1 protein-coding gene is annotated in these 309 nt (G+C 76.1%); it reads right to left on the bottom strand.

Translation table 11 applies throughout. From position 1 onward, the window contains the following. Window positions 1-309: HDOD domain-containing protein (locus RM540_RS16360; protein ID WP_311666102.1), on the bottom strand; the 309-nt coding region annotated here is incomplete at both ends.

Below are 309 nucleotides of genomic sequence, written 5' to 3'. Positions count from 1 at the left end.
CCTCCTCCGACTCAGGCGCCTCGGGAGCGGTCCCGCCGTAGAGGGCGGCGGCCTCGTCGGGGAAGTTGTGGAGGAGGACGAGCTTGCCCAGGTCGTGCAGCAGCCCCGCCGTGTACGCCTCCCCGCTCTGGGCCGGCCGCCGGGCCGGGTCGATCGTCTCGACCAGGCGCTGGGCCAGGTACGCCGACGCCAGGCTGTGGCGGACGACGAGGTCGGAGGCGGCGGCGGCGGCGGGCGTGGCCGCCTCGCGCAGCCGCGTCATGCTCATCCCGGCGATGAGGCCGACGACCGTGACCGGGCCGAGCAGCA

This window comes from Rubrivirga litoralis (assembly GCF_031846415.1).
Taxonomy (GTDB): domain Bacteria; phylum Bacteroidota; class Rhodothermia; order Rhodothermales; family Rubricoccaceae; genus Rubrivirga; species Rubrivirga litoralis.
The sequence above is the reverse complement of the archived record's forward strand: the minus strand, read 5'-3'. Positions and strand labels throughout refer to the sequence as shown.